This is a genomic window from Pseudomonas sp. RGM2987 (assembly GCF_022952855.1).
In the GTDB taxonomy this organism is placed as follows: Bacteria; Pseudomonadota; Gammaproteobacteria; order Pseudomonadales; family Pseudomonadaceae; genus Aquipseudomonas.
In genome coordinates, this window is the sequence record NZ_JALJDX010000199.1 from 1 (window position 1) to 23,890 (window position 23,890).

Below are 23,890 nucleotides of genomic sequence, written 5' to 3' on the forward strand. Positions count from 1 at the left end.
ACGCTGCCGGTACACCTGTGACCGTTACTTTGAGCAACGGCGCGGTCATCAATATCGCTGCCGGCGCTACCACCGGCACCGTTACTGTTGATGCGCCTAAAGACGACGTCTACAAAGATGCCGGCAAAGTTGAAGTCAGCATCGACAACGCCACCGGCGGCAACTTCGAGCACCTGGTTCCGAGCACGACTCCAGCCGTTACGGACGTCACCGACACCATCGACACTTCGACTGTGAGCCTGACGGCCACGTCGACCGTTGCCGAAGGCGGCACCGTCGTCTACACCGCGTCGGTCAACGCTCCAGTCACCGGCGCTCCACTGGTTGTCACCCTTTCGAACGGTCAGAGCATCACCATTCCGGTTGGTGCAAGCTCGGGCAGCGTGAACTTCGTCACCCCGAACGATGCGTTGGCGGGCGGCGATAACCTGAGCGTCAAGATCGACGACGCCAAGGGCGGCAACTACGAAAAACTGGAAATCGACGGCAAGCCTGCTGACACCACCGTCACCGATACCCAGGACACTACCGGTCTGACGTTGAGCGCAACCGATACCGTCGCTGAAGGCGGTTCGATCGTTTACACCGCGACCTTGACCAACGCTGCCGGTACGCCTGTGACCGTTACTTTGAGCAACGGCGCGGTCATCCACATCGACGCGGGCAAAACCACTGGCACCGTCACCGTTGACGCTCCAAAAGACGACGTCTACAAAGACGCCGGCAAGGTCGAGGTCTCCATCGACCACGCCACCGGCGGCAACTTCGAGAACCTGGTTCCGAGCACCACGCCTGCGGTCACTGACGTCACTGACACCATTGACACTTCGACTGTGAGCCTGACGGCCTCGTCGACCGTTGCCGAAGGCGGCACCGTCGTCTACACCGCGTCCGTCAACGCCCCAGTCACTGGTGCCCCTCTGGTTGTGACTCTGTCCAACGGCCAAACCATCACCATCCCGGTTGGTGCAAGCTCGGGCAGCGTTAACTTCGTCACCCCGAACGATGCATTGGCGGGCGGCGATAACCTTAGCGTCAAGATCGACGACGCCAAGGGTGGCAACTACGAAAAACTCGCCATCGACGGCAAATCGGCTGACACCACCGTCACCGATACCCAGGACAATACCGGCCTCAGCCTCAGCGCCACCGGTACAGTGGCCGAAGGCGGTCAGATCACCTACACCGCCACCTTGACCAATGCGGCCGGTACGCCTGTCACCGTTACCTTGAGCAACGGCGCGGTCATCCACATCGACGCCGGCAAAACCACCGGCACGGTCATCGTCGATGCACCCAAAGACGACGTCTACCTGGACGCCGGCAACGTCGCGGCGACCATCAAGACCGTCACCGGCGGTAACTTCGAGAACCTGGTGCCAAGCACCACGCCTGCGGTAACCACAGTCACCGATACCGTTGACAACACCACCGTCAGCATCAGCGGCAGCACCTCAGTCACCGAGGGCCAGACCGCCACGTACACGGTCAGCCTGACGAACCCGGCGCAAACCGAGGTCACGGTCAAGATCGTCTATAGCGGTACCGCCGCCGATGGTTCGGACTTCACCGGTGTCTACACCGTGAAGATCCCGGCCAACGCCACCAGTGCCACCTTCAACGTGGCGACGCTGGACGACAAGATCACCGAAGGCACCGAAAACTTCGTGGTCAAGGTCGATTCGGCCACCGGTGGCAACTTCGAGCACCTGGCGGTCAGCGGCACCAATGGTAGCGTCAGCACCTCGATCATCGACAACGATGCCGCGCCGGTCCTTGATCTGGACGCCAACAATTCCAGCGGCAAGACCGGCGCCGATTACCAGGTGACCTTCACTGAAGGCACCGCCGGCCCAGGTGTGTCCATTGGCGACACGGACCTGAAAATCACCGACCCGGACAGCACCCTGCTGACCGGCGCAACCATCGTGCTGACCAACCGTCAGCCCGGCGATGCGCTGAATCTGGGCAACAGCGTCAATGGCATCAGCATCAACGCCAACAGCACCAACGGCACGGTCACGCTGACCCTGTCGGGCAACGCGACGCTGGCTGACTACATGCAGCAGATCAAGAACATCACGTTCATCAACACCAGCGAAGACCCGAGCACCGTACCGCGCATCATCACCGTGACGGTGACCGATGGCACCAGCTACTCCAATACCGCCACCACTACGGTGAACGTGGTCGGGGTCAACGACGCTCCGGTGGCTGCCGGCGGCGCAGTGACCGGTACCGAAGACACCTCGCTGGTGCTCGGCTGGTCGACCTTCGGTGTGAGTGACGCGGACAGTTCCGCCGCCAGCCTGGGCGTGAAAATCACCGGCCTGCCGGCTGACGGCAAGCTGCAGTACCTGGACGGTGCAACCTGGAAGGACGTGGCCAACAACCAGACCTTCACCAAAGCGGACATCGACGCCGGCAAGCTGCGCTTCACCCCTGACGCCAATGAATCCGGCGCCAATGGCAACCCGGCCGGCGTGGGCGACCAGAAGGCCGACTACGCCCAGATCAGCTTCCAGCCGACCGACGGCCAGACGCTGGGCAATGCCGGTACCGTGAAGATTGACATTACCCCGGTCGCCGATGCGCCGAGCCTCAACGTGGCCGGCAATGCCGTGACCTCCACCGGGCTGATCAAGGAAGTCTGGACCGGCCTGTCTGGCCTGGGCACAGATGGCAGCGGCGCGCCGTCCGGTACGCTCAAATCGGTGATCGATGCCGCCGGCACGCCGAACAGCAGCGGCACCGTGACCAACGTGCAGTCCGACAGCAACGTGAACCCCGGCACCGCGTCGAAAACCTCGGGCCTGATGTACCTTGAAGCGGGCAAGACCTACACCTTCAGCGGTACAGGCGACGACAGCCTGCTGGTGACCGTCGGTGGCAAGGACGTGGCGGCGATTACCTGGGGCGCGGGCGGCAAGTTGAACGGCTCGTTCACGCCGACCACCAGCGGCTACTACACCCTGGACATCTACCACCACAACCAGACCGGCCCGGGCAGCTACGACGTGAACCTGTCGGTCAACGGCAGCACGCCTGTCGATTTGAGCAGTGCCGGCGTGCCGCTATACACCGGCGTGGCGGACCTGGCGAATGCCGGCGTGACTGTTTCCGACCTGCATGGCACCAATGGCGAAGGATATTACGACGGCTTCAAGCTCAACGAAGGCGCCGAAGGCACCAGCGTCCATCTGTCGAAGATCACCACCGGCCTGACCGACACCGACGGCTCCGAAAGCCTGAGCGTGAAAGTCGGCGGCATCCCTGAAGGCACGGTGTTGAGCGACGGCGCGGGTCATACCACGACCGTGGGCAGCAACGGCGAAGCCTCCGTCACCGGCTGGAACCTGGGCAGCCTGACCCTGACCCCTCCGACCTACTACAACGGCCAGTTCAACGTCACTGTGACGTCGACCGCCACCGAAGCCCTCGGCGGCTCGGCCATCAGCACCGCGCAGATCCCGGTCACCGTGTACCCGGCGACCTACAACGCCGTGACCGGCACATCCGGCAGCGACAACGTGACCGGCACCGATGGCAACGACATCGTCGTCGCCGACATCGGCGGCCTGACCGTGGTGCCGGGCGTCAACTACAACATCGCCTTCATGGTCGACAGCTCCGGGAGCATGAGCTCCTCGTCCGTCACCGCGGCCAAGAACTCGCTGACCTCGGTATTCAATACGCTCAAGCAAAGCCTGGGCAGCAACTCCGGGACGGTGAACATCTTCCTGGCGGATTTCGACACCCAGGTGAACAAGTCCGTTGCGGTGAACCTTAACGACCCGAACGCGTTGACGCTGCTCAAGAACGTACTCGACTCGATGGTCTCCGGCGGCAACACCAACTACGAAGACGTGTTCAAGACCACGGCGAACTTCTTCAACAGCACCCAGGCCTTGACCAATACCGGTGCGAAGAACCTGACGTACTTCATCACCGATGGCCAGCCGAACCTTTACCAGGCAGGCGAACAGACGAACCCGACGCTGTACGGCAACGTCAAGCTCGATGACGTCCTGAGCGCGGCCAACTACACCATCGGCAAGTTCTACACCCAGACGATCGACAGCACGCACAAGTACACCATCTACGAAGACGGTGAGATGTACCTGTCGACCAAAAGCGGCAAGAACTGGAATGACAACTATGTTGGCACCGTGCATGCCGAAGGCAACGGCACGTTCGAATTCTCCTACCTGAGCGACGGTGGATCGGCGGCAGCGGGTTCGACTGCCAGCTTTACGCTGCTGAAAAGCTTGAGCAACGTCGAAGCCATTGGCCTGAACAACGGAGTGTCCCTGAACGATCTCAAGCCATACGATTCGGATCAGACACCACAGACCAACATCGACCCGAACAACCTGGCGAACTCGATCATCGGCCACACCGAAGCGACAATGCCAGGCGCCGACACGGTCAACGGAGGTGACGGCAACGACATCCTGTTCGGCGACCTGGTGAGCTTCAATGGCGTGGCCGGCGAGGGCTACCAGGCCCTCCAGGCGTTCGTCGCCCAGCAGAACGGCGTGGACGTCAGCAAGGTCACCACCAGCAACGTGCACCAGTACATCACCGAGCACTACACCGCGTTCGATGTGTCCGGTGCCCACGATGGCAACGACACGCTGTTGGGCGGTGGCGGCAATGACATTATCTTCGGCCAGGGCGGCAATGACTTGCTCGACGGTGGCAAAGGCAATGACATCCTGCTTGGCGGCACGGGCAACGACACGCTGATCGGCGGCCTGGGTAATGACACCCTTATCGGTGGTTTGGGTGGCGACACCTTTGTCTGGAAGTCCGGCGACACGGGTACTGATGTGATCAAGGACTTCAAGGCCGCTGATGGCGACCGGATCGACCTGCGGGATCTGTTGCAGGGCGAGAGCGGCAGCACCATCGACCACTTCCTGAAGATCAGCACGGTCGATGGCGTGTCGTCGCTGCAAGTCAGCAGTGCCGGTCAGTTCAACACCGGCAACGCAGCGGCGACGCCGGACGTGACGATCAAGCTCGAAGGCAACAACTGGTCGAACGTCAACCTGAACTCGCTGATCGCCGGCAGTGATCCGACCATCAAGATCGATCACAACAACAGCTGAACCTGACCTGTGGTGAGGGCGCTTGCTCCCGCTGGCTAGCCAGGCGGCCCCGAAAACAGGGCCGCTTCGCGCCCCAGCGGGAGCAAGCTCCCTCGCCACAATAAGTGTTCATACTCCCGCAGAGTTGGCCTATGCTGCCCGGCATGACGCCGCTTTCTAAATGAGGGATGCCCGATGTTTTATGTGCAACGTGATGCACAAGGCCTGCTGGTGCGCGTGGAAGCCACCGCCTATACCGAGGCCACCGAAACCTTGCCGGCCGACAATCATGAAATCCAGGATTGGTTCGCCAACCAGGCGGTAGAAAACAGCCTCAAGCAGCTCAAGCAGAGCGACCTGGAAATGATCCGGGTCCTCGACGACCTGATCCAGGTCCTGACCAGCAAAGGCGTGATCCGCGTCACCGACCTGCCAGCCGCCGCCCAGGCCAAACTGATGGATCGCAACCAGGCGCGGGAAGCATTGGGTGGGCTGAGCCGCTTGATCGATGATGATGAGAAGGGGTTGATCTAGCCCTGGACTCATCGGTGTTCGGGCTGACCTCACCGTCGGATCGCCGCCCGGAGCAGGCTCGCTCCCACAGTGGGCTTTGTGTCGATCACAACATCCTCGACAACCCACATTCCTTGTGTGTGTGGGCTTGCTCGCGAAAGCGGTGGATCAGTTTCCCATGATGTTGGCTGCGCCGACGCCTTCGCGAGCAAGCCAGCTCCCATAGGGGGCTGTGGCTGATCTCAAGTTTCGACTCAACACAAATCCAAGGTGGCGAGGGAGCTTGCTCCCGCTGGCCTGCGAAGCAGGCCCCTGCATTTCTTCAAGCAAACCGCATGGCCCGGTTTACGACTGCTGCGCAGCCGAGCGGGAGCAAGCTCCCTCGCCACGGGTTATGGGATGTCTGGGCTGACACCATCGCGAGCAAGCTCGCTCCCACATTTGATCGGTGGCGACTGACCGAATACGGCCCTTTGTGGGGGCGAGCCTGCTCGCGATAGCAATCATCAAACCGCCACAGACACGTCAGCCCGCCGCCTGACTTTCCAGCCGATCCATTGCCCGTTCCACCAACAGATGCACATTGGCCAGCAGGGTTCGGTGTCGATGTCCGGGGCGACCATGAAGAGTTGGGCGGTTGACGCCTGGCCGTATGCTTCTTCGCTGGGTTTGGGATTGAGGTAATAGTCGAGGGCGCGTTCGGCGGCTTCGTCGAGGGTATCGGAACTGTGTGAAGTGCGTTTCGTTTTCGCTGTTGTCATTGGAAACTCCTAAACGACTAGTAAGGAGCCGTTGCTACACAGCGAATCCAAATGAGATCGCTGAATGGCATGGGCCGTTTCGCCCTAAACAGATATTCCGGACTTGCACGCCCGTGTCATCGTTTTTTTCGATGACAAACCCAGACTAGCGGCGAGCCTGACGCCCGACAAGTTCACCAACTTCGCTACAACTTGAGGGAAATCTCCTAGGACGGTACGAGGGCATGAGTCTGCGAGATGCTCGGGTGTCCGGGGTGGGCCCTTCGCGAGCAGACTCACTCCCCCATTGGACTTGTGTCGATCACAACATCCTCGACAACACACCCTCCTTGTGGGAGCGGGCTTGCTCGCGAAAGCGGTATGTCAGCCAGCATCAATATCGACTGATCCATCGCCTTCGCGAGCAAGCCCGCTCCCACAGAGGGTTTGAGCCAGGGCACAATTTTCCCATTCGTCAACAGATCCCCTGTGGGTTGATCGCTCATTTCGACTCGACACAAAGCCAACGTGGCGAGGGAGCTTGCTCCCGCTGGGCTGCGAAGCAGGCCCCTGGATTTATCCAGACAAACCGCATGGCCCGGTTTGCGACTGCTATGCAGCCGAGCGGGAGCAAGCTCCCTCGCCACGGGGGTGGTCTGAAACGGCCTCATCGCGAGCAAGCTTTTCTCCCACAAGGGACCCAAGCCTTACGCCCAGCGCCGAGGCTCTCCAACCAACTGCCCCTGCACCCCAAACAATCCCATCTCCCGAATCACCGCCAGCTCACCTTCGGTTTCTACCCGCTCAGCAATCAACGGCAGGTCAATACTGTGGGCCGCACGCTGGATCGCTTCGATGAAAAGACGCTTGTCGCTTTCCTGGTCAATGGCGCGGATATAGCCGCCGTCGATTTTCAGATAGGCCAACCCCAACCGCGACAAGTTGCCGATCATGCTGAAACGCCCACCAAAGCGCTGCAGGCTCAATGAGAAACCCAACTCCCGTAGCTGCCGGGTCAATTGCTCCAGCACCGCTTGCTCCGGTAATTGTTCTTCACCGATCTCCAGGGTCAGGCGCGGCCCGAGGTTGGAATGAGCCCGCAGGATTTCAAAGATTTTGTTCAACGCCTGTGGGTCGGCCAGGGTGGCGGAAGACAGGTTCAATGCCAGGGATTGATCGTGCCCGGCCATTTGCCTGAGCACCTGTTCGAGCATCAGGCGGTCCAGCCGCGCCGTCCAGCCAAAGCGCTCCAGCCAAGGCAGGAAGCGCCCGGCGGGAATGGTCTGGCCCTGCTCGTCGAGCAGCCGCGACAAGACTTTGTAATGCAGCACCATGTCGGTGTCCTGAGCCGCCACTACCGGCTGGAAGTACAGCTCGAAACGCTGCTGGCTCAGGGCTTGGTCGAGCAACGTGTGCCAGGCATGATGGTCGTCGCCGACGCGAGCCACCGCGCTATGGTCCAGGCAGGCCCAACCCGGTTCGCCCTGGCTTTCGGCCTGGGCCAGGGCCTGGTCGGCGAGCTGAAGCACCGCTTGTGGCGAGTCGCCATGGACGAACGGTGCCAAGCCGATGGAGGCCACCGAGGCCACATCGGTCGCACCGGTGGCGTGCAGGCTCGCCAGTGCGCTTTCAAGGTTCTGCGCCAGTTGCAGCGCTTCTTCGCGTACCAGACCCGGCGCCAGCACGGCGAATTCACCACCGCGAATGCGCGTCACCAGATTCTGGGTTTCCGGATACCGGGCACTTTCGCGCAGCAGTTGTTCGCCAACAGCGATCAGCAACTGGTCGGTGCGCTGGCCGCCCAGGCGCTGGTTCAAACCGGCCAGGTCCTTGACTCGCAACAGCAGCAGGTAACCGGAACTGGCCTGCTCCGGATTGCTCACCCGGGCATTGAGTTGCATCTCGAAATAGCGCCGGTTAGCCAGGCCCGTGAGGTTGTCCTGATAAGACTCCACCCGCAGTTTCTCGCTGCGCTCGGCCTGCTCCTGGAACAACGCCTTGAGCTTCTCGACCATCTGGTTCATCGCCTGCACCACACGGCGCAGTTCAGGGGTACGCGGCAGCTCCGGCAGGCTCAGGAACTCACGGCGGGCAATGGCGTGAGACTGGTGCACCATGTAATCCAACGGCTTGAGCTGGCGACGCAGCAACAAGGCCCCCAGCACCGCGCTGACGGCGCCGCACAGCAACAACCAGCCCAGGCTGCCCAGTGCGCTCTGCCACAGCTTGGCGAGGGCGAACATCGGGTGGCTGACCACCTCTACCCGCGCGGCCTGCTCCCAGCCACGGCTGACGATGGCATCGCCACCGGCCGGCTCCAGGCCGATGAGCGAAACGAACCATTGCGGCACACTGCCCGCGTCCGGGGTGCCGGTGCGCTCGACCAGGGTCTTGTCGGTGGCCACGTCGACCACGCGGATGCTGGCGTAGTAGCCGCTGTCGAAGATCGAGCTGACCATCAGCTCCACCATCGCCGGATCATCGATATTGGGCGTCAGCGACAGCGCCAGCGCCGTGGCCGCGTCCTGGGCATGGGAGCGCAACTGGTTGACGTACTGGGCCCGCGAGCTCTCGAGGCTGACCATGAAGCTGCCGCTGAAGGCAACCACCAGGAACAGACAGATAGCGATCAACAGCTGTTTGAACAAGGACATCTGAGCGTGCGCTCCTAGTTAGTCGTCTCGACCGGAAAACCTTCGGCCTGCATTTTTTTCAACACATCCTGCCACCGGGACAGGCGCTTGGTATCACCGACTTTTTTGTTGCCCTTGGCACCCGGCAGCCACAGCCCTTCGGCATTGAAAGAGTAGACCGGCAACAGGTCGGTTCGCTGGCTGGCCGGCTGGATGCCGTCAATCAGGCTGTCGAGTACCAGGGGCATCGCCTCGGGCGTGGCGTAGTAAGTGAGCACCATGTGCGCCCGGTTCTGCCGCAACGCCTTGACGTAGGTAATGCGCAGCTTGTCACTGGACACCCCGAGATGACGCAGGCTGAAATACTTGGCGATGGCGTAGTCCTCGCAATCCCCGGCACCCTTCCACAAGGCCTGGATCGGGGTTTCCCAGTAATCGACCTCATGCCACAGGTCGATGTCTTCCACGTAGCGCACCTGTTTGTTGAAGAACAGGTTCACCACCTTGAGCTGTTCCAGCTCCGGGAGTTGTTTCTGGGTCGCCAACAGGTGTTGCCAGGCGTCGATCCGTTGCTGCCCCTCGCCCAACGGCCCATACAAGGCTTGTGCCCGTCGGCTGATCTGCGCGAAGTCCCAGTCCGCCCGCAAGCCGCCCAGCATGAGGCCGGCCAGCAGCAATGCCGAACACAGCCAGCGCAAGGACCTGAGGACAGGGAAAGGTGCAGCCAAGGGAAATACGTCCGAAAAGGGCCGTTGGAAATTCGTTGGATGGTGAAGCCTGGCCCGGTAAAAGACAATGGCAAGGTGCAATCACCAAAGGCACGCTAAACTTTAGTCCAGGAACCGAGGCCGCGAGATTTTGACGGCCGGATAATCTGTCACTAAGGTTGGCATGGATCCAATTCAGGATCTCCAGTCAGGGTACGTTGTCGTGACACAGAAGCCTAAACCGCTCAGCACTATCCAGGTCGACGGTCCAATCCCCGCCGATCAGGCACGTTCGATCATCGAAGGGGCGCTGCGCGAGGCCATCCTCGATGGACGCCTGCCTAGCGGTACTGCCCTGCGCCAGCAGGAACTGGCCGATCTGTTCGGGGTGAGCCGCATGCCGGTGCGCGAAGCCTTGCGCCAACTCGAAGCCCAGTCATTGCTCAATGTGGTCCAGCACAAGGGGGCGGTGGTGGCTCCGCTGATCACCACCAACGCCGTCGAGACGTACCAACTACGCACGGTGCTGGAAGCTTTTGCCCTGCGCCTGTCGATCCCGCTGCTCGATGCCGTTGACCTGGAGCAGGCTGCCGGCTACATCGAACAACTGGAAGCGCAAACCGAACTCGCTGAAATCGGCAGGCTCAACCGACAGTTCCACATGGCGCTCTATCGCAAGGCGCCCAACCGCAAGCTATTGGACCTGGTCGAGCGCGAACTCAACGAAGAGGAGCGTTTCCTGCGCTTTCACCTGTCCTCCATGGGGCTGGGCAAGTTGAGCCAGGACGATCATCGCGCCCTGCTCCAGGCCGCTGCGGACAAAGACATCGACAAAGCCGTTGGCTTGCTGGAGCTGCATCTGGAAAAAGCCTCGGCCACCATGCGCCGGTATCTGGAACAGCAATCGAGTCGCTGAGCAAACGCCGACAGTCCAGTCGGCGTAAAAACTTCTTACATATCCTTCCCAGTCCTTTCTCGCCTGCCCCGCGCGGCCCGGCTGTGTCTGCGACTCGTCGGCCCCTCAGGTCAATGGCACTGCCATCGATTTGGGCTCACTCTTGCGTTTGTCGATTCAAAAAACAGACCTGAAGAAGTCAGCGCCTGGCTGCAACCAGGCGAATCGAAGCCAATACGCAAGGAGCGTCGTCCAACCGGCGAGGTGTTCGGAGGTCCGACCGACGTCTCTCCCTTAAACATAAATTTCCTGATTCCCCAGTCCCTTGAAGTGCTCCGAGTGAGGCATTCACTCGAACTATTCGATTCTGATACTTATAAATCGGAAGGAGTTTCTTCGCCTGAATAAAACTTATCCAACAAGTTTTAGTGAGCAACTTCGCGCCTAATAAAAACAACACTTTAAATAATTAAAAATCCGCTTGCCGCCTAGTTGTTTTGTGTATTAGTTTTTTATTCGCCGAGTTGTTATCAACGGCATCCGGTAACGATACAGCCTGCAATCAGGCGCTTCAGACCGACAATCGCTATCAAAGCGAACACTTGAGTCACTCTGGCAATTTATGGATTTCGGTTCAGGCGCCCGTTCGCGCTGATAAAGATCGGGCACTTTCCGAGCAAAACATCATTGATGAGGACGTTCCAATGCAGCCAACTAAAGAACAACTATCTCTGAAAAAACAAGAACTAGGCCAGCACCCGGTTTTTTCCGAAATTACATCAATTGATCTGCTACGCCGCTTCATGGAAAGCCACGTATTTGCCGTGTGGGACTTCATGTCCCTGACCAAACGCCTGCAACGCGAACTCACCTGTGTCCACCTGCCCTGGCTGCCGCCGGCCGACCCGCACGCGGCACGCCTGATCAATGAAATCGTGCTCGGCGAAGAGTCCGACGACCGCCCCGGCGCAGGCTATTGCAGCCACTTCGAGCTGTATCTGGACGCCATGCGCGAAGTCGGCGCGGACACCAGCGCCATTGAGCAATTCATCACCCTGCAGCAGGAAGGCGTCAGCCCCGAGACCGCGCTGGACAGCGTCGAGGTCGAGCCGGCGGCGGCACGCTTCGTCCGCCAAACCCTGCACACTGCCCTGCACGCCCCGGCCCACAGCGTCGCCGCCGCGTTCGTGCATGGTCGCGAGAGCGTCATCCCGCAGATGTTCCAGCGCATGCTGGACGCCTGGGGCATTGGCCTGGATCAGGCCCCGACCTTCCGCTACTACCTGCAACGGCACATCGAGGTCGATTCCGAAGACCATGGCCCGGCGGCCGAAAAACTCCTGGCCCGGCTGATCAATGGCGACCCGCAGCGCGAGACCGAAGTGCTCGCCGCAGCCCTCGCCGCCGTCCACAGTCGCGCGGCGCTGTGGGATGGCCTGCGCCAGAGCATGACCCAACCGGTCGCGCAGGTGACGCCATGAACGCTATCCCCTATCAGTCTTTCGCCGACACCTGGGAAAGCCGCGCCACCATCCGCACCCGGCCACGGCGCCGGGTCGAGGACGACGACAAATTGATCTTCCCCATGAGCCGCCAGCCCATGGTGCACAGCCAGACGTTCCTCACGCACTGTCCGCAACTGCGCGATTTTGCCCTGGTGCAAAGCCTCTACAAGTTCATCAACGACGTGGTGATTTTCGAGACTGAACTGGTGGACCACACCGCCCGCCGCATCGCCAAGAACCGCTTCGGCATCGAGTTCCCGTTCGCCTGTCGCTACGACGCAATGACGGTGGTGGTGGACGAGGACTATCACGCACTGGTGGCGATGGACTTCATGCAGCAGACCATCGACATGACCGGCATCGAGCCGATCCCGTTGCCACAACAGATCGAACTCAGCCGCGCGATACCGGCGACCATGGCGCGCGCGCCAGAGCATTTGCTCAGCGCGGTGGAGCTGATCTGCATCGCCATCGCCGAGAACACCGTGACCAACGAAGTGGCGGCCTTCGCCCGCGACGACTCGGTCAAGGCGTCGATCAAGGGCCTGATGGCCGATCACCTGCTCGACGAAGGGCGGCATTCCGGGTTCTGGACGCGGCTGGTGCAGATGTACTGGCGCAGCGCGCCCGAAGCGGATCGCGAGGCGATTGCGCGCCTGATGCCTGGATTCATCGTCCAGTACCTGGCGAGCGACCTGCAACAGGCGTTCGACTTCGAATTGATCGCCCACCTGCCGGTCGACGAATCGGTGCGCCAGGCGCTGCGCGAGGACGCCAGTGCACTGGCTTATCCGATCAATCGCTTCCACCCGTTGGTGGGCAATATCACGCGCTTCTTTCGCGGCAGTTCCATGCTCGCCTCCCCTTGCGTGCGCGACGCCCTCGCGGATTACCTGACCCCATGAGGACCTTTCAATGAGACGCCTCGAAATTGCAGTGCCTGGCACCAGCCAGGCCATGGCCGAACTGGCCCGGGAACTTGAACAGCATGGCCACGTTGTCGTGGACCTTCAATCGACCACCACCGTCGACCTGTTGATTGATGACGGCACGGTTTGGCCTGCCCTTAAAGCCCGCTCCCGCCTTGAAATACGCGTGGCGATGCGCAACGTGCCCGGCGAATTTCTGCCACAACCGATGGTGTTTTTTCACACCGCTGCGCGGCGGCTACTCGCCCAGGAGCTCATCGCCACGCAAAGCGACGGCAATGGTCAGTCGTTGCGCCTGCGGGCCTTGGCGGCGGTGGTCGAGGGCGGTGCGCGGCTGGTCAGCCAGTTATCGCGGGATGACAGCTGCTTCGATCAAGGGCCTGCGATGCAAGCCGAGCCTGTCGATACCCCGCTGCTGGCGCTCGATGCGCTGGAGCCGCTGGCGTTCGAGCATCGTCTCAATCGGCCAACCGTGCCCTGGCTGTTGGCCGCCGCCGAGGTGCCGGTGCTGCATAGCATCGAACAGCGCATGCTCGATGACGCGAAGCGCCCGGCCCTGTGGGTCGATGGACAACTGATCGACTACAAAGCCTTGCGCAGCCTGGCACTCAGGGTGCAGCAGGCGATGCTGGAGCGGTTGGAACACGCAGACTCTGAGCAAGCAAGACCTGTGGGAGCAAGGCTTGCCCGCGATATAGACACAGCGGTACCCAACCAGACCGAGTCATCGTTCATCGCGGGCAAGTCCGGTTCCCACAGGCCTTGCACCGACAAGCCTAGCTCGCAGAAGGTGATTGCGCTGTGCTTGCCTAAATCCGCGCACCTGTACGCGGCGATCCTCGCGGTGCTGGGGTGCGGGGCGGTGTACCTGCCGCTGGACCCGCAGCACCCGGCGCAACGTCGGCGCTTCATCCTGGAGAACGCCAAGGCCAGCCTGCTGTTGCACGACGGCAGTAGCGACCTGGGCGACCTTTCGCTGCCGACCCTGGACGTACGTCGACTGCCTGCGACCACACCGGGCATTCCAGCCTCGCTGATACGCCGTACCGTGGACATCGACGAGCCGGCGGTGGCGATCTACACCTCCGGCACCACCGGCCACCCCAAAGGCGTGCTGCTCAGTCATCGCAACCTGAGCCATTTCTGCGCCTGGTACGGCGACTACGTCGGCTTGCAGCGCGACAGCCGGGCGCTGCAGTTTTCCACCATCAACTTTGATGCGTCGTTGCTGGATATCCTGCCGACCTTCATCCACGGCGCCCTGCTGGTGGCGCCCGATGAAGACCAGCGTCGCGATCCACAGCAATTGGTCGCGCTGATTCACCAGCAACGGATCACCCACGCCTTTCTGCCGCCGGCGCTGCTCAGCGTCATGCCGTTGGAAAGTCCGTTGGGACTGACCCACCTGATCACCGGCGGCGATGTCTGCGAACCATTCGTGATCGAACGGCTCGCGCCACAGTGCCGGTTCCACAACATCTACGGCCCGACCGAAACCACGGTGCTGGCGACCACCCGGCAGTTTGGCGTCGGCGACAACAACCGCAACCTCGGCGTGCCCATCGCCAATTGCCGGATGCTGATCCTGGACGAACAATTGCAACCGGTGCCTCAGGACACACCCGGCGAGTTGTATATCGCCGGGCCGGGCGTCGGCCTGGGTTACCTGAACGACCCGCTGCTCAGCGCCAGCCGCTACCTCGACCTGACGCTGCCCGGCGGGCAGGCGTTGCGGGTCTATCGCACCGGCGATATCGGTCAGTGGACGGATAACGGCATCGAGCTGAGCGGGCGGCGCGATAACCAGGTGAAGATCCGCGGTTTCCGGGTCGAGCCCGAAGAGATCGAGCATTGCCTGCGCGAACGCCAGTTGTTCCGCCAGGTGGCGGTGGGTGTGGACGAGCGGCGCAGGATCCTGGCGTTTCTGGTTCATCCCCAGCAAAAGGCAGCCCTTCAAGCCTTGCGCGAACATGTACAGAACACCCTGCCCAGCTACATGCACCCCGCGGCCTATGTAGAGTTGCCCAACCTGCCTTACACCAGCAACGGGAAGGTCGATCGCCGGGCTTTGCTGGCGACTGCGGTGCAGGTGCACAGCGCCAGCCAGCGACGCCAGCCGCAAACCCCATTGGAAACCCAACTGCAAGCGATCTGGGCCGAGCTGCTGGAGTTGCCGCCGGAAGACATCGCCACCGACGAGAGTTTTTTCAATCTCGGTGGGCACTCGATCCTGCTGTCGCAGCTGCTGCTGAGCCTGCGCCAGACCTTCGGGCGCAGCCTGTCGATCAACCGCTTCATCGAAGCGCCCACGCTGCTGACCCTGGCGAAGTTGCTCGACGGCCCGGAGCACGACAACGCCTCGGTACTGAGCCCGCAGGCCTTTATCGATGCCGAGGCGCCGCTCAACATCGAGCCGCTGCCCATCAGCCAGTGCGGCGATGTGCACAAGGTGGTGGTGACCGGTGCCAACAGCTTTCTGGGGGTGCACATCGTCGAAGCGCTGCTGGACTGGGGCGCCACAGAGGTTGCGTGCCTGGTGCGGGCGTCTGGCGGGCAAAGCGCGGCGGAGCGTTTTTCCCAGGCCCTGCAAGACAACCGCCTGACTCACTTGGACCTGAGCCGGGTCAGCGTCTACGCCGCCGATATCACCCAACCCCAACTGGGTTTGCCGGATGAGGTCTACACCCGCATCGACAGCACCTTCGGCGCGCTGGTGCACAACGCCGCCCACGTCAATCACGTGCTCGACTACCCGTCCCTGGCGCGGGATAACGTGGAGCCGATCTTCGAATGCCTGCGCCTGTGTGAAGGGCGGACCAAGAAGATCTTCAACTTCGTCTCCACGCTGTCGGCGTCCAGTGCCCTGGGTGTCGATGGGCAGGTGCTTGAACTACCCGCCGCGCCGACGCCGCCGATCTACATCAAGAACGGCTATAACCTGTCCAAATGGGTTGGCGAACGGATCCTGCAACGGGCCCGGGATCAAGGCGTGTGGGTCAACCTGTTCCGCCCCGGCAACATCAGTTTCAACAGCCTGACCGGGGTCTGCCAACCCCACAAGAACCGCTTGATGCTGATGCTCAAGGGCTCGATCCAGCTCGGCCAGGTGCCGGACCTGTCGCTCAATTTCGACCTGATGCCGGTGGATTTCCTCGCCCGCTTCATTGCCTTCCACGCCAGCCGCTACCAGCCGACGCAAGCGGTGTTCAACCTGCACAACCCCGAACCCTTGAGCTGGGACGCCTACGTGGCGTCGTTCCGTGACAGCGGCCGGGAGTTTTCCCTGGTGAGCGTCGCCGACTGGCAACGACAGTTGGACCGGGTCGATCCCGACAACGCGTTGTTTGGCGTGCTGGGTTTTTACCTCAACGGGTTCGAGGAGGACATCGGCGATATCTCGCTGATCCGCCACGACAACGCCCGCACCGGCGTCCGGCAGATGGGCGCCCGCTACCCGGAAAAATCCCCGGCGCTGCTGCGTCGTGGCGCCGACTACCTCAAAGCCATCGACTTCATCTGAAGTACCTCAACCCCAAAGCAAGGAGCAAGACCATGAGTGCATTTCAACCCGACACCCTGATCAAGAACCCACACGCCTGCCACGTCGAAGCCTCGGTGCAGATATCGACCGATGCGGCTCGTGCCTGGGAACTGGTGGGCGACTTTGGCGGATTCAACCGTTTCATCCCGGCGCTTGAGCGCATCGAAATGACCGGCGAGGGCGTGCGGTCCCTGCGCAAGAAATTTTTCGTCGACGGGCAGAACCTGGTGGTGGAACAGCTCAACAGCCGTGACGACCAGGCCATGCACATGACCTGGACCCTGATCTACAACACCCTGGGCATCGACAACCTGTGGGCGGCGATGCGCGTCGAACCCCTGGCCGACAACCGCTGCCGCGCCACCTGGACCATCATCGCCGACCACACCGACGCCCATACACCGTCCGGGTTCCGGGATTTCCTGCAAGGCTTTGCCGATGAGGCGATGGGGAATGTGCAGGCGATGTTCGCCTAATCCCACCCCCCTGAGGGAGCGGGCTTGCTCGCGAAAGCGGTGGGTCAGGTTGCAGTGATGTCGACTGTGCTGCCCCCTTCGCGAGCAAGCCCGCTCCCACACTGGTTTTCGGGTGGCTGCAACATTCAGATCCACCACAAACCCCTGTGGGAGCGAGCCTGCTCGCGATGCGGTGGATCAGATCTTGAAGCTGTCCACCAACTGCTTCAGCCGATTGGCCTGTTGCGACAAGGCATCGCAATCCTTCAACGTTTCATTGAGGTTGGCGACGCTTTGCTGGTTCAGCAAGTTGATGTGGCTGACGTCCATGTTGAGGGTTTCCACCACGGCGGTCTGCTCTTCGGTCGCCGCGGCCACCGACTGGTTCATGCCGTCGATCTCGCCAATGCGCTGGGTCACGCTGACCAGCCGCAGGCCGGCCTGGTTTGCCACTTCCACGCTTTCTTCGCTGGAGACCTGGCTGGCGTTCATGGTGGTCACCGCCTCGCGCGAGCCGACCTGCAGCGAGGTGATCATTTTGTGGATTTCTTCCGCCGACTCCTGGGTACGATGCGCCAGGTTGCGCACTTCATCGGCCACCACCGCAAAACCACGCCCGGCCTCACCGGCGCGGGCCGCTTCGATGGCGGCGTTCAGGGCCAGCAGGTTGGTCTGCTGGGAGATGCCCTTGATCACGTCCAGGATGTGCCCGATGTTGTCGGTGCTGGCGTTCAGGGTTTCGATCTGGGTGCACGACAGGCTGATTTTCTGCGACAGCTCGGTCATGGCGTGGATGGTTTTTTCCACCACCTGACGACCGTCATCGGCCTGTTCGCTGGCGCCGCTGGCGTGTTGCGAGGCGTCGGCAGCATTGCGGGCGATTTCCTGGGTCGCGGCGCCCAATTGGTTAATGGCCGCCGCCACGCTGTTGGTCCGCGCGCTCTGCTCATCCGAACCGACCAGCGAAGCGTTGGACGAGGTCATCACCCGCTGCGACAGGTCATGCACCTGCCGGGTGGCGGAAGACACTTCGGAAATCGACGCATGGATCCGCTCGACGAACTGATTGAACGAGCCGCCCAGCACCGCGAACTCGTCCTTGCCCTGCACCATCAGGCGCCGGGTCAGGTCACCTTCACCCTGGGCGATGTCCTGCATGGCGCGGCCCATGGTGGTCAGCGGACGCATCAACACTTGGATCAGCATGCTCAACAGCAACGCAATGGCCGCCACCGCAATGAACATCGCGATCAGCGCGGACGTACGGAACTGGCTCAGTGGCGCGTAGGCCTTGGCCTTGTCGATGGACAAGCCGATGTACCACTCGGCGTTCGGCAGGCCGGTTACCGGGGTGAACGAAAGGATCCGATCCTGTCCGTTCAGCTCGACTTCCTGAATGCCCTTGCCGATGCGCACCGGCGTATTGGGGTAGATGTCCTTGAGGTTCTTCATCACCTGGTCTTTGTCCGGGCTGACGATCACCTGACCGTCGCCGCTGACCAGGAACGCATGGCCGATACCACCGAAATCCACCGAGTTGATGATTTTCACCAGGGTTTCCAGGCTCAGGTCACCGCCCACCACACCGAGCAGCTCGCCGTTCTTCTTCACAGGCAAGGCGATGGTTACTACCAGGCCACCGACGGCTGCCGAATAGGGTGGGGTCAGCATGGTCTTGTCGGCGCTCACGGCCTGTTTGTACCAGGGGCGCTGACGCGGATCGTAGCCGTCAGGCATCTTGGCGTCAGGGCGCTGGGTGAACGTGCCGTTGGCCTGGCCCACGTAGGTGAATTGAAAGTTCGAAGTCAGCGCCGGCTGATCCACCAGCCCCGCCAGATCGGCATTGGCGCCTTGGTGTGCGATGTTCTGGCCGAGGTTCTCCAGCACCAGCACGCGGCCGCTCATCCAGTTCTGGATACTGCTGGCCGTCAGGTCACCGGACTGCTCGATGGAAGACTCGAGGCTGCTGCCGATGGTGCTGCGCTGCAAATAGTCGTTGTAGAGCGTGAACAGGGCAAAAGCCAGGACCACCACACCAGAGGCGGCCAGGAGGATTTTGTGACTGAACTTTAGATTCATCGATGGGGCTTCTTATGCAGGAGTGGGGGTGCATTCCGGTTGCGGTTGCAGGTAAAGCGTAGACGGGGCTTTTGACCTCGCTCCACTTTGGTGCACGCTTATGAAGCTGTCGGCAAGCCAACGGAAAAAATTAGGCTTGCGTGACGCCAGGCGACGAGAGGACAGCTCTCAAGGCCTGGCATGGAATGCAGCTGGCGCCTGCTGAAACGCTCAAGCCCGCACGGTCTCCACCTCCTCGTTGGCCGCCACAGCCTCGCCCACAAACCGGTTGGCCCGGCCAAAAGTGCCGAAATCGTTGAACCGCACGCCCATCTCGCGCATCACTTTGTGCGCCACCGGCACCGTCAGTTGCCGGATATAGAATGGTTCCTTCACCACAAAGTGATGAATCCCATGGCTGCTGCCGAAGTTGAAGCAGAACGCTTGCAGCGGCCACAGCCACCAGGGATTGAGCACCTGGGTCTGCTGGATGACATTGCCCGGCTCGATGTCGCCGTAGTAATGCATGTTCGAGCTGATGAAGTGCAGGCAGAAAGTGCGCAGCACGTTCGGGCCGATAATCACCACCGCCGCGATGTCGATCACCTGCATCGCCGCCAACGTGTTCGCTGACCAGTCAATCGAGGTGCCGAACAGGCCGGCGATGCCGTTGGCACCGTGAAAACCGAGAAACACATACCAAGCGCCCCAGTGCAGCAGCGCCAGCGGGAAATACACCTTGAGAGTGCGCTTGAGGACGCTGCGCTTGTGCGTCCAGGTCTTGGCCCGCAACAGGCGGATGAACGCCGACATCACGTTGTCACCGACCATCAGCAACCGCGCCAGCCCCCAGGGCTCGCCGTTGGTGATGGCGCGTTCTTCCAAGTCAGCCTCGCTGCCGGAAAACTTGTGATGATTGAGGTGCAGGTGCCGGCGGATCCACGGGTTGATGGTGCTCGGCCGCGCCAGCCACACCAGGCCCATCATCAGGTTATGGGGCAGGCGTTGCTTGCGAAAGTACATGCTGTGGATCAGATCGTGCTCCAGTTCATGGGTCAGGGACGCAAAGAAAGCGTTGAGCAGCAGGCACGCCCAGCCGGCCAGATGACCATTGATGTAGAGCAGCGCCGAACCGATCATCCCCGCCAGGGCGAACGCCAGGATGCCCGCGCCCAGTGCATCCTGGTGCCGCAGGATCGGGTAGCGCCGACGCAGTTCTTCGCCCCGGGCCAGTACCACCTGGCGAATATGGGCGGATCGTTCTGCTGCATTCAATCGCTCGGGACTTGCGCAACGGCCGTGCATGGCTTACATCCTCTAGTTATCGATGTGCTCATCCTGCCGGGCGTTGCCCATGGGGTGGTAGCCGTATACGCCAACCTGTTGACCGCAAGCGCCAATCGTCATGACTGAACCGACCTCACTCGCCAGCTGGACCCGCGCCCTGCGCAAACAGCTCGATGCGCTGGGCCTGGACAGCCACGCCTTGTGCCTGGAGGCCGGCCTCGATCCACAGTTGATGGACGACCCGAACGCCCGCTATCCGCTCTCGGCAACGACGCGCCTGTGGACGCTGGCGGTGCAGGCCAGCGGCGACCCGGCGATCGGCCTGCGGGTATCGCGCTTCGTCAGCCCCACCACCTTCCATGCCCTGGGTTATGCCCTGGTCGCCAGCGGCAGCCTGCGGGAAGTGTTCGAGCGGATCGTGCGCTATCACCCGGTCGTCAGTGACGCGCTGACCCTGCGACTGAGCCGCAGCGAAGACCGCTACCGCTTCACGCTCGACGCGCCAGAGGACCGGCCGGCGCCGGCCTTCGAAGCTATCGATGCCTTTGCCGCGATCTATGTGCGCACCTGTCGCAACCGCCTGGGACGCGACTACGCGCCCTTGGCGGTGTACCTGCGACGCCCGGAGCCGGCCGATCCCAGCCCATGGCATAAAGTGTTCCGCTCACCGGTGCATTTCGCCGCCACGCAGGATTACCTGGAGTTCGGCCTCGCTGATTTCGACCGGCACCTGGACGACGCCAACCCGGAACTGGCCGAACACAACGAAACGGTGCTCAAGCGCACCCTCGCCCAGCTCCAGCCGTTGACCTGGGAGCGCAAGGTGCGTGCGGCCATCGAGGCTCAACTGCCCGAAGGCGAACCCAGCGCCGAGCACATCGCCAAGGCCATGCACCTGAGCCTGCGCAGCCTGCAACGGCACCTGGCCGATGAAGGCTGCCGCTTCGACGCGCTGCTCAATGAATGCCGCGAGAACCTGGCGCTGCTGCACCTGCGCGACCCGAACTGCTCGCTGAGCGAAGTCAGCTACCTGCTCGGCTTTGCCGATACCAGCAGCTTCAGCCGCGCGTTCAAACGCTGGACCGGCATGACGCCGGGACAGTTTCGCGATGGGGTGCGCTAGGGGTTTGCGGTGGCTGTAGCGGCCTCTTCGCGAGCAAGCCCGCTCCCACAGGGGTTCTGCGGTGAGACGAAGATTGGGTGGCCACCGAAAATCCCTTGTGGGAGCGGGCTTGCTCGCGAAAGCGGTCGTTCAGCCCCCCGAGGGCTTGAGGCTGCGCGCCAACCCCATGGTCCAAGCCTCGATCATGGCTTCCCCCGTTGCCCGGAACCTTTGGTTGCCGCCCATGTACTGACGCATCTCCGTCATGGCAAGGTCCATCCCCTGAATCACTTGCTCTATCAACTCGTTGCAACGCCCCTCGGTCAGGTTGCAGGCAGAACGGCCGAACCGCATCAGCATCTTGTGTTTGGGCCACGCTTTCGAACCGCCCAACAACAGTGCCATGTTGTCATTACGGATGTACACGGCGGTGCTGACGAGGTCATAGGCAGGTGCAAGTCTGATGGACGCATCGGCTGCGCAGTGATCATAAAGCACGCCGAAATTTTTCAGATGCGCATCGCCATTTTTCAAACCGGCCGAGAGCGCGACTATCTTGAACAGCGACTCCAGTGCGTGGCTGAGCAAGTGCGGCGAAACGAATGCTTTGATCTGTCGAGCCGCTCCTTCGTATGAGCCGTCGTACTTGGCCTTCGATGGCGACCCGTTGAGCACACAGAAGTCCTCGAAGCCCAGGTAACGTCCATCTGCGAGTAAGTCGAAGCGTTTGACGATCAGAAATTTGCCATGGTCGCTCAATTCGAATTCCGGCACCTCGAGCCCAGCGTGCAGGGCGGCCCGCATGCAAAAAAACTCATTGGCGGCCAACTCCGGAAACTCGTCGGAACGAAATGCCTTGATCAGATGGGTAGAACCCCGATGGGTCAAACGGTCGACTGTCGTCGCGCTGTCGCGCACCAGCACCTTGGGTTGTACGCCGGACACACCTGAATACTGTCCGTAGGTGTGCATTAGATCCTCGAACAGCCCCTCGGCCCCATCGTGCACCAGCAGATCCGCCAGACTGGTTTCAGGTGGTTCAGTCTCGTTCCGGTGAGGACCGATACCCACGCGCCCCAATTGATGGGGGCCCACAATCGCAAGCATGGCAAAGTCATCGAAACCACGTACCGCTTTGCTGAAGCGCCGAACCAGCTCATCACGCAAGGCCCCTTCAGGCAGGTTCATTTCAAAGATTGGCGGTACACCTGATTCCCAGATGTAGCTTTCAAGACGTGCCGGCATGGTCAGCGACACGGACAGCTCTTCAGTCGCGTTATCGCCATAGGTGAACACAGAGTCGGCGCGCCGTTGGCCTCGCCCCAGAGTGCCAACAGCTGTCTCGCCCACTGAAACCTGTAGTCGGTCCAAACCTTGCTCGTCAGCCATGGAAAGACCCCTTTTTCAACGAGTCGAGTGTGGGACGCTTCGATGGCCGGGCGATGGCTGTCAACTCATAGCCAAAACCATTGAGGATCGCTTCCACCTTTCGGATTCCTACTTCAGGGATGGTGTTATTTTCAATGCCTGAGATCGTGGCGCGGCTCATGCCGTATTGCGCAGCCAACGCTTGCTGGGAAAGCTTTCGTTCCTTGCGCAGCCGTCTGATCAATTCGCCTAAGGTTTCCATGCAAAGCTCCAGCATCGTATACAGTGCAAAACTACCATATGGCGCTAACATGCACTCTATTTGATTCATTTTTAATGCGCCACAGGACGGCGCCAGGCTTCAGAGAGCGGTCAACGCCCGCAACCGCTCCATGTCGAGAATTTCGATCTCCCCGTAGCCCAGGTGAAGAATGCCCTGGGCCTGCAAGTCCTTGAGGATCTGGTTCGTGGTCTGGCGTGACAGCGAGAGCATCAGCGCCAGTTGTTCCTGGGGCAGCTGCAGCACTCGCCTTGCCGGTTCGATTTCGCCGTAGCCCTCGGCGATCAGCAGCAGGCGGTGGGCGACGCGGGCCGGGGCGGGCATCAGGCTCTGGTGTTCGAGGTTGATGAAAGCCAGGCGCAGTTTGTGGCTCATCAACAACGCCAGATGCCGCCAGTAAATCGGTTGTGTCTCCAACAATTCCAGCAACGGGGCCTGGGGTAAATGCAGCAACGTGCATTGCCCTACGCCCACCGCATCGTGGGTCCGCGGTTGCCCATCGAACAGGCAGATTTCGCCGAACCAGTGAGGCGCTTCCACCACACTCAGCAGCGCTTCCTTGCCCTGTTCATTCACCGCGCCGACCCGCACCGCGCCCTCCAACACCGCGTACATCCCGCAGGGCGGATCGCCGCGCTGGAACAGCCGATGCCCGGGCGGCAGGCGGCGCACCCGGGACATTTCCAGCAGGCTATTCTGTAATTCAACCGGCAGATGGCTGAACCAGTGGCCGGCCATCAGATGTGAGTGCCAGGGATGGGAATTCATGGAGACTCCGGACAAG

14 protein-coding genes and 2 pseudogenes are annotated in these 23,890 nt (G+C 61.4%); 8 read left to right on the plus strand and 8 right to left on the minus strand.

Features of this window, described 5'->3' with window-relative positions:
- Together RGM2987_RS15175 and RGM2987_RS15180 are read left to right on the plus strand one after the other, a co-directional pair.
- Positions 1–5,114 (plus strand): annotated as a pseudogene (locus RGM2987_RS15175) (LapA family giant adhesin); the annotation flags it as partial.
- Positions 5,115–5,288: 174 nt separating this feature from the next.
- A complete protein-coding gene (locus RGM2987_RS15180; RefSeq protein WP_245142578.1) occupies positions 5,289–5,627 on the plus strand; it encodes a tryptophan synthase subunit beta in 339 nt (112 codons plus the stop codon).
- 504 nt (positions 5,628–6,131) lie between these two features.
- Here RGM2987_RS15180 and RGM2987_RS15185 read toward each other — a convergent pair.
- The 3 genes and pseudogenes from RGM2987_RS15185 to lapG all read right to left on the minus strand — a co-directional run bounded on the left by RGM2987_RS15185 (position 6,132) and on the right by lapG (position 9,707).
- Positions 6,132–6,367 (minus strand): annotated as a pseudogene (locus RGM2987_RS15185) (hypothetical protein).
- A gap of 686 nt (positions 6,368–7,053) precedes the next feature.
- Positions 7,054–9,000, minus strand: coding sequence for a cyclic di-GMP receptor LapD (gene lapD / locus RGM2987_RS15190; RefSeq protein ID WP_245142582.1), 1,947 nt, complete (start codon positions 8,998–9,000; stop codon positions 7,054–7,056).
- Between the two features lie 14 nt (positions 9,001–9,014).
- The gene (gene lapG / locus RGM2987_RS15195) at positions 9,015–9,707 is read right to left on the minus strand and encodes a cysteine protease LapG (RefSeq protein ID WP_245142584.1); all 693 of its coding nucleotides are present in this window, start codon (positions 9,705–9,707) and stop codon (positions 9,015–9,017) included.
- 202 nt (positions 9,708–9,909) lie between these two features.
- Here lapG and RGM2987_RS15200 point away from each other — a divergent pair, with 202 nt between their 5' ends.
- From RGM2987_RS15200 to RGM2987_RS15220, 5 genes are all read left to right on the plus strand, one after another.
- Entirely contained in the window at positions 9,910–10,602 is a 693-nt protein-coding gene (locus RGM2987_RS15200; RefSeq protein ID WP_245142586.1) for a GntR family transcriptional regulator, read from the plus strand.
- A gap of 683 nt (positions 10,603–11,285) precedes the next feature.
- The gene (locus tag RGM2987_RS15205) at positions 11,286–12,062 is read left to right on the plus strand and encodes a DUF3050 domain-containing protein (protein ID WP_245142588.1); all 777 of its coding nucleotides are present in this window, start codon (positions 11,286–11,288) and stop codon (positions 12,060–12,062) included.
- Positions 12,059–12,991, plus strand: coding sequence for a diiron oxygenase (locus tag RGM2987_RS15210; protein WP_245142590.1), 933 nt, complete (start codon positions 12,059–12,061; stop codon positions 12,989–12,991). The genes RGM2987_RS15205 and RGM2987_RS15210 overlap by 4 nt, the downstream gene beginning before the upstream one ends.
- A gap of 10 nt (positions 12,992–13,001) precedes the next feature.
- Positions 13,002–16,535, plus strand: a complete 3,534-nt coding sequence (locus RGM2987_RS15215) for a non-ribosomal peptide synthetase (RefSeq protein ID WP_245142593.1) — start codon at positions 13,002–13,004, stop codon at positions 16,533–16,535.
- A 32-nt stretch (positions 16,536–16,567) separates the two neighbouring features.
- Positions 16,568–17,032, plus strand: a complete 465-nt coding sequence (locus tag RGM2987_RS15220; RefSeq protein WP_245142595.1) for an SRPBCC family protein — start codon at positions 16,568–16,570, stop codon at positions 17,030–17,032.
- 177 nt (positions 17,033–17,209) lie between these two features.
- On the opposite strand, the gene RGM2987_RS15225 is transcribed toward RGM2987_RS15220, so the two are convergent.
- Positions 17,210–19,090, minus strand: a complete 1,881-nt coding sequence (locus RGM2987_RS15225; RefSeq protein ID WP_245142598.1) for a methyl-accepting chemotaxis protein — start codon at positions 19,088–19,090, stop codon at positions 17,210–17,212.
- A 210-nt stretch (positions 19,091–19,300) separates the two neighbouring features.
- Positions 19,301–20,374 carry a fatty acid desaturase gene (locus RGM2987_RS15230; RefSeq protein WP_245142601.1) on the minus strand — a complete coding sequence of 358 codons (1,074 nt, stop codon included), beginning with the start codon at positions 20,372–20,374 and terminating at the stop codon, positions 19,301–19,303.
- Positions 20,375–20,474: 100 nt separating this feature from the next.
- Here RGM2987_RS15230 and RGM2987_RS15235 point away from each other — a divergent pair, with 100 nt between their 5' ends.
- Positions 20,475–21,479, plus strand: coding sequence for an AraC family transcriptional regulator (locus tag RGM2987_RS15235; RefSeq protein WP_245142603.1), 1,005 nt, complete (start codon positions 20,475–20,477; stop codon positions 21,477–21,479).
- A 129-nt stretch (positions 21,480–21,608) separates the two neighbouring features.
- On the opposite strand, the gene RGM2987_RS15240 is transcribed toward RGM2987_RS15235, so the two are convergent.
- The 3 genes from RGM2987_RS15240 to RGM2987_RS15250 form a co-directional block, all read right to left on the minus strand.
- Positions 21,609–22,847, minus strand: a complete 1,239-nt coding sequence (locus tag RGM2987_RS15240; protein WP_245142605.1) for a type II toxin-antitoxin system HipA family toxin — start codon at positions 22,845–22,847, stop codon at positions 21,609–21,611.
- The gene (locus RGM2987_RS15245) at positions 22,840–23,088 is read right to left on the minus strand and encodes a helix-turn-helix transcriptional regulator (protein WP_245142608.1); all 249 of its coding nucleotides are present in this window, start codon (positions 23,086–23,088) and stop codon (positions 22,840–22,842) included. The genes RGM2987_RS15240 and RGM2987_RS15245 overlap by 8 nt, the downstream gene beginning before the upstream one ends.
- A 99-nt stretch (positions 23,089–23,187) precedes the next feature.
- Complete coding sequence (locus RGM2987_RS15250) at positions 23,188–23,874, minus strand: Crp/Fnr family transcriptional regulator (RefSeq protein WP_245142610.1); 687 nt, start codon at positions 23,872–23,874, stop codon at positions 23,188–23,190.
- Positions 23,875–23,890: the final 16 nt, after the last annotated feature.

Excerpts from the sequence above, each read along its gene's own strand:
- RGM2987_RS15180 (WP_245142578.1), top strand. The coding sequence starts at position 5,289 with ATGTTTTATGTGCAACGTGATGCACAAGGCCTGCTGGTGCGCGTGGAA.
- lapD (WP_245142582.1), bottom strand. The coding sequence starts at position 9,000 with ATGTCCTTGTTCAAACAGCTGTTGATCGCTATCTGTCTGTTCCTGGTG.
- RGM2987_RS15205 (WP_245142588.1), top strand. The coding sequence starts at position 11,286 with ATGCAGCCAACTAAAGAACAACTATCTCTGAAAAAACAAGAACTAGGC.
- RGM2987_RS15210 (WP_245142590.1), top strand. The coding sequence starts at position 12,059 with ATGAACGCTATCCCCTATCAGTCTTTCGCCGACACCTGGGAAAGCCGC.
- RGM2987_RS15215 (WP_245142593.1), top strand. The coding sequence starts at position 13,002 with ATGAGACGCCTCGAAATTGCAGTGCCTGGCACCAGCCAGGCCATGGCC.
- RGM2987_RS15220 (WP_245142595.1), top strand. The coding sequence starts at position 16,568 with ATGAGTGCATTTCAACCCGACACCCTGATCAAGAACCCACACGCCTGC.
- RGM2987_RS15225 (WP_245142598.1), bottom strand. The coding sequence starts at position 19,090 with ATGAATCTAAAGTTCAGTCACAAAATCCTCCTGGCCGCCTCTGGTGTG.
- RGM2987_RS15230 (WP_245142601.1), bottom strand. The coding sequence starts at position 20,374 with ATGCACGGCCGTTGCGCAAGTCCCGAGCGATTGAATGCAGCAGAACGA.
- RGM2987_RS15235 (WP_245142603.1), top strand. The coding sequence starts at position 20,475 with ATGACTGAACCGACCTCACTCGCCAGCTGGACCCGCGCCCTGCGCAAA.
- RGM2987_RS15240 (WP_245142605.1), bottom strand. The coding sequence starts at position 22,847 with ATGGCTGACGAGCAAGGTTTGGACCGACTACAGGTTTCAGTGGGCGAG.
- RGM2987_RS15245 (WP_245142608.1), bottom strand. The coding sequence starts at position 23,088 with ATGGAAACCTTAGGCGAATTGATCAGACGGCTGCGCAAGGAACGAAAG.
- RGM2987_RS15250 (WP_245142610.1), bottom strand. The coding sequence starts at position 23,874 with ATGAATTCCCATCCCTGGCACTCACATCTGATGGCCGGCCACTGGTTC.